7 protein-coding genes are annotated in these 5132 nt (G+C 68.6%); 5 read left to right on the plus strand and 2 right to left on the minus strand.

Annotated features, from left to right (window positions below; all coding sequences use genetic code 11):
• Both HUK84_RS09885 and HUK84_RS09890 read right to left on the minus strand, forming a co-directional pair.
• Positions 1-772 (minus strand): PAS domain-containing protein (locus tag HUK84_RS09885; protein ID WP_176640141.1); only part of this gene is annotated, 772 nt, incomplete at its 3' end.
• Between the two features lie 240 nt (positions 773-1012).
• Positions 1013-1186 carry a hypothetical protein gene (locus tag HUK84_RS09890; protein WP_176640142.1) on the minus strand — a complete coding sequence of 58 codons (174 nt, stop codon included), beginning with the start codon at positions 1184-1186 and terminating at the stop codon, positions 1013-1015.
• Between the two features lie 194 nt (positions 1187-1380).
• Here HUK84_RS09890 and HUK84_RS09895 point away from each other — a divergent pair, with 194 nt between their 5' ends.
• The 5 genes from HUK84_RS09895 to rfbC all read left to right on the plus strand — a co-directional run bounded on the left by HUK84_RS09895 (position 1381) and on the right by rfbC (position 4985).
• Entirely contained in the window at positions 1381-2067 is a 687-nt protein-coding gene (locus HUK84_RS09895) for an AIM24 family protein (RefSeq protein WP_176640143.1), read from the plus strand.
• Positions 2068-2144: 77 nt separating this feature from the next.
• Positions 2145-2297 carry a DUF3309 domain-containing protein gene (locus tag HUK84_RS09900; protein ID WP_176640144.1) on the plus strand — a complete coding sequence of 51 codons (153 nt, stop codon included), beginning with the start codon at positions 2145-2147 and terminating at the stop codon, positions 2295-2297.
• Between the two features lie 132 nt (positions 2298-2429).
• Positions 2430-3500, plus strand: coding sequence for a dTDP-glucose 4,6-dehydratase (gene rfbB, locus HUK84_RS09905; protein WP_176640145.1), 1071 nt, complete (start codon positions 2430-2432; stop codon positions 3498-3500).
• Positions 3497-4444: a glucose-1-phosphate thymidylyltransferase RfbA gene (rfbA, locus tag HUK84_RS09910; RefSeq protein ID WP_374729308.1), complete on the plus strand. Its 948-nt coding sequence runs from the start codon at positions 3497-3499 to the stop codon at positions 4442-4444. The genes rfbB and rfbA overlap by 4 nt, the downstream gene beginning before the upstream one ends.
• Positions 4434-4985 (plus strand): dTDP-4-dehydrorhamnose 3,5-epimerase, encoded by a 552-nt coding sequence (gene rfbC / locus HUK84_RS09915; RefSeq protein WP_176640146.1) that lies wholly within the window; start codon positions 4434-4436, stop codon positions 4983-4985. Before rfbA ends, rfbC begins: the two co-directional genes overlap by 11 nt.
• The last annotated feature ends 147 nt before the right edge of the window (positions 4986-5132 follow it).

The raw sequence follows: 5132 nt of genomic DNA on the forward strand, positions 1-5132 counted from the left end.
CGTCGCGCATGCGGTTCGGCGAGGACCAGCACGCCGCCAGCCCCAGCGGCAGGACCAGGTCGCGCAGCGGATTCGCCCAGCGCGGGTCGCTGCCGATGTCGGCGGCCAGGATCTCGTCACCCATATGGACCGCCGCCCCGCAACTGCCGGTCATCGGGCCCATCGCCATGCCGGCCCAGGCCATGGCCACCGATGCCGGCATGGCATGGCGGCCGGCCATCCAGGCCGACCCGTCCTCGGACCGGACCGTGATCGTGGCGACGACGTCGGGGGTGATGTCCTCGATCAGCCGGCAGATCAGTCCCATCACGCCGGGAAAATCCATCGCCCCGGTCAGGGCGGCCATGACCTCCATCCGCAGGTCGCGCAGGGCCACGTACTGCGTCTCGTCCGTCATCACCACGACGGTCTCGCCCTCGGTCCCCGCGCCGCCCCCGACCGGGCTGGCGGCGGAGCAGAACCAGAGGTCGCGCCCGTCGCGCGCCCGCGCATGCAGGTCGATCTCGAAACTGCGGCGGGCGCCCAGATTGGCGCGGAACTCGCGCAGGGCCGGCATGTCGGCCTCGTGCGCCGACAGCATCACCGACACGTCCCGCGCCAGCACCTCGTGCGGCGCATAGCCCAGCACCCGGGTGAAGGCCGGATTGACGAAGACGATCCGATCCAGCGAATCCAGGATCATCATCGGGCGGTCGCTCTGGGTCACGATGGTGGCGTACCGCCCCGCGGCATCCACCCCGTCCGCCAGGCCGGGCATGTCGCGCGGAGTCACGTCCCTCGGCGGGCGTCGGAACCGGAAGACGGCACGGACGGTCTGTCGAACATCGCCACCTCCTCATGCGCGCACCGTTGTCCCGCATGCATGAAAAATCGCCTCATTTCAATGGCCCGGACCGCCCGTGGCCGGGAAAATTTATTTCTTATCCAAAACAACGAGCGCAATCCTCCCCCGATCGGCCGGCGGGACCTCGTCGCGCGCCGTTCCGCCGGGCCGGGATGCCGAAACATGAGATCAGAAATGATAGAGCGGAATCGTCGGCATGAACGCGCAGGCCAGAATGATGGTCGCGACGAAGCCGACGACGATGGCGGCGGCGACCAGCGCGGTGCGGCGCTCATGCGCGGTGGCGAACGGCGTCTCGGCGGTGTGGCCATTATCGTGGTTATTATGCAGAATCCACGTCATGACGTCCTCCTCTGCCCGATATGGGGGCCGATAGGGGCCCGATCCGGGAAACGGCATGAAAACGCCCCGGCCTGCCTGTCGTTCATGCCTGGCCCGGCAGGTTCGGCCCGGTCTCACCGAAATGTTCCCGCCGCGCCGCGCGATGCGATAGGCTGCCGGCTCTTCTTTCCCCTTCTCCATGCACAGGGTCCGGCATGCGCACGACGATCGACGGCACGATCCTTCCGGTCCTGCGCGTGATGCTGGAGGCCGGCGAACGGCTGATCGCCGAGACGGGCGAGCTGTCGTGGAAGACCCCGAACGTCGCCTTGTCCACCACCCTGTCGGGCGCGGGGGCGGGCGGCGTGTTCGGCGCGGTCCGCCGGTCGCTTGCCGGCGGCGGCCTGTTCATGACCGAATTCACCGCCCAGGGCGGCCCGGGCCTGGTCGCGTTCGCGGCCAAGGTACCGGGGCAGATCCTGGAACACCAGGTGGGCGGCGGCAGGGCCATGCTGGTGCATCGCCATGGTTTTCTGTGCGCCACGCCGGGCGTGACCCTGGACCTGGCCCTTCAGCGGTCGCTGGGGGCCGGCATTTTCGGCGGCGACGGATTCCGCCTGCAGCGCGTCGCCGGCCAGGGCACGTTCTGGAGCATGCTGGGCGGCGAGATCGTGCCCCACGACCTGGCACCGGGCGAAGCGGTGGACGTGCATCCCGGCCTGGTCGGCATGTTCGAAGACACGGTGTCGTTCGACATCACGATGCTGCCGGGCATCCGCAACAAGCTCTTCGGCGGCGACGGATTCTTCCTGGCCAGGCTGACCGGCCCGGGGCGCGTCTGGCTGCAGACCCTGACCATGCCGGGACTCGCCCATACGCTGGCGCCCTATCTGGGGGCGTAGGCGCGGCGCGAACCGGCCGGTCCCCCGGCCGTTATGGCGGAACGGGCGCCGGTTTTCCGGCGCCGAACGGACATGCCATGATGAGCCTGATTTTGCTGATCGTCATCGTCCTGCTGCTGCTCGGGGCGCTGCCTGCCTGGCCCTACAGCCGCCAGTGGGGCTATTTCCCGGCGGGCGGCGTGGGATTGATCCTGCTGATCGTCCTGTTGCTGTACCTGCTGGGCGCCTAGGATGGGGCGGGTGCCGCCATTGCCGCGCGGTTGCAGAGGCCGCCATCATGCATTAGCCACAGGGCTGCATGATGGCCGCATGAGACGGGACATGCCCGGGATGGAAACTGGAGACGGAACGGTGGACGGTCGATGCGTATACTTGTGACCGGCGGATGTGGGTTCATCGGCTCTGCGGTGGTGCGCCACATCATTGGCGCGACGGGACATTCGGTGGTGAATGTCGACAAGCTGACCTATGCGGCGACCGGGGAGTCGACGGCGGCGGCGGCGGCGGACCCGCGCTACGTGCATGTGCGCGCGGATATCACCGACGGCGCGGCGATGCGCGCGATCTTCGCCGCGCACCGGCCCGACGCGGTGATGCACCTGGCGGCGGAAAGCCACGTGGACCGGTCGATCGACGGGCCCGGGGTGTTCATGCACACCAATATCCTGGGCACCTACACGCTGCTGGAAGCGGCGCGGGAGTATTGGTCCGGGCTGGAAGCGGACGGCCGCGCGGCCTTCCGCTTCCATCATGTCTCGACCGACGAGGTGTTCGGCGCGCTGCAGCCCGACGATGCGCCGTTCTGCGAGACCACGCCCTATGACCCGCGCAGCCCCTATTCGGCGTCCAAGGCGGCGTCGGACCATCTGGTGCGGGCCTGGCAGCATACCTATGGCCTGCCGGCCTTCGTCACCAACACCACCAACAATTACGGGTTCTGGCATTTCCCGGAAAAGCTGATCCCGCTGGTGACGATCAACGCCATCGCCGGGCGCGGCCTGCCGGTCTATGGCGACGGCGGCAACATGCGCGACTGGCTGTTCGTCGACGACCATGCCGAGGCGCTGGTACTGGCCGTGGAACGCGGCCGGCCGGGCGAGACCTATGCCATCGGCGCGCGCCAGCCGCGCAGCAACCTGCAGGTGGTCGGCGCGATCTGCGCCGTGCTGGACGAGCTGCGCCCCGATCCGGCCGGGCCGCATGCGCGGCTGATCCACCACGTGCATGACCGGCCCGGCCATGATTTCCGCTATGAGATCGACCCCGCGCATGCCGAATCCGCCCTCGGCTGGCGGGCCCGCCACGATTTCGAGACGGGGATCCGCCGCACGGTGCAATGGTATCTGGACAATCGCGACTGGTGGACGGCGCTGCAGGCCCGCCATGACAGCACGAAACGGCTGGGCGTCGCCCCGGCGGGAGCCGCGGCATGAGCACACCGAAGGTCGAAACGTCCCCGGTCGAAACGCCCCCGGTCGAAACACCGATGAAGGGCATCCTGCTGGCCGGCGGCTCGGGCACGCGCCTGCATCCGATGACGCTGGCGGCCAGCAAGCAGTTGCTGCCGGTCTACGACAAGCCGATGATCTATTATCCGCTGTCGACCCTGATGCTGGCGGGCATCCGCGACATCATGATCATCTCGACCCCCGACGATCTGCCGCAGTTCCGCCGCCTGCTGGGCGACGGCTCGGAATTCGGCGTCCGCTTCACCTATCGCGAGCAGCCGTCGCCGGACGGCATCGCCCAGGCGTTCCTGATCGCCGGCGACTGGCTGGCGGGCGCGCCCTGCGCGCTGGTGCTGGGCGACAACCTGATCTTCGCCGATCACCTCGGCCAGTTGCTGCAGGCGGCGGCGCGGCGCCGCCAGGGCGCGACCGTGTTCGCCTATCAGGTGCGCGACCCCGAGCGCTATGGCGTGGTGACGTTCAACGAGAGCGGCCGGGCCGTCGACCTGGTGGAAAAACCCGCCAACCCGACCTCGCACTGGGCGGTGACGGGGCTGTATTTCTACGATTCCCGCGTTCTGGACCTGGCGCGCGAGATCCGGCCTTCGGCGCGGGGCGAACTGGAGATCACCGACCTGAACAGGCTTTATCTCCAGGAGGGCTCGCTGCAGGTCGAACGGCTGGGCCGCGGCTGCGCCTGGCTGGATGCCGGGGTGCCCGACGCGCTGATGCAGGCCGGCCTGTTCGTGCAGACGATCCAGTCCCGGCAGGGCATGCTGGTCGGATCGCCTTCGGAAGTCGCCTTCCGCATGGGCTTCATCGATGCCGCGCAATTACGCGCGACGGCGGCACGCATGCACAAGACCGAGCTCGGCCGCATGCTGCACGAACTGGCGGAAGGACAGCACGAGTCGCCCCATGCAGGTTGAACAGCTTTCGATCCCCGGCATCCTTTTGCTGACGCCGCCGCGTTTCGCCGACGAGCGCGGGTTCTTTTCCGAGACCTACAACAGCCGGAGCATGGCGGAGGCCGGCATCGACGCCGTCTTCGTCCAGGACAATCACAGCCTGTCGCGCCAGCGCGGCGTCGTGCGCGGCCTGCATTGCCAGTTGGCGCCCCACGCGCAGGGCAAGCTGGTGCGCTGCACGCGCGGCGCGATCTGGGACGTCGCGGTGGATGCGCGGCAGGATTCGCCCAGTTTCGGCCGCTGGGTGGCGGCCGAACTGAACGCCGAAAACGGATCGCAGCTTTGGATTCCCCCGGGCTTCCTGCACGGTTTCTGCACGCTGACCGAGAATGCCGAGGTGCAGTACAAATGCACCGCGCTGTGGAACCGCGACTGCGAGCGGTCGGTGCTGTGGAATGCGCCGGAACTGGACATCCCCTGGCCGGTCGCGCCGGGCGAGGCCATCCTGTCGCACAAGGACGCCGAGGCGCCGGGTTTCTCGGCCGTACGGAACTGGTTCTGATGGTGTCCCCGATCCTGGTGATCGGCCAGTCCGGCCAGCTTGCCACCGCGCTGGCCATGGCCGGGCGTCCCGGCCTGCACCGCCTCGGGCGGCCCGCCATCGATTTCGACCGGCCCGAGACGCTGGACGCCGCGCTGGAGACGGCCC

The organism is Nguyenibacter vanlangensis, from assembly GCF_013376155.1.
Lineage (GTDB): Bacteria > Pseudomonadota > Alphaproteobacteria > Acetobacterales > Acetobacteraceae > Gluconacetobacter > Gluconacetobacter vanlangensis.

Excerpts from the sequence above, each read along its gene's own strand:
- HUK84_RS09890 (WP_176640142.1), bottom strand. The coding sequence starts at position 1,186 with ATGACGTGGATTCTGCATAATAACCACGATAATGGCCACACCGCCGAG.
- HUK84_RS09895 (WP_176640143.1), top strand. The coding sequence starts at position 1,381 with ATGCGCACGACGATCGACGGCACGATCCTTCCGGTCCTGCGCGTGATG.
- HUK84_RS09900 (WP_176640144.1), top strand. The coding sequence starts at position 2,145 with ATGATGAGCCTGATTTTGCTGATCGTCATCGTCCTGCTGCTGCTCGGG.
- rfbB (WP_176640145.1), top strand. The coding sequence starts at position 2,430 with ATGCGTATACTTGTGACCGGCGGATGTGGGTTCATCGGCTCTGCGGTG.
- rfbA (WP_374729308.1), top strand. The coding sequence starts at position 3,497 with ATGAGCACACCGAAGGTCGAAACGTCCCCGGTCGAAACGCCCCCGGTC.
- rfbC (WP_176640146.1), top strand. The coding sequence starts at position 4,434 with ATGCAGGTTGAACAGCTTTCGATCCCCGGCATCCTTTTGCTGACGCCG.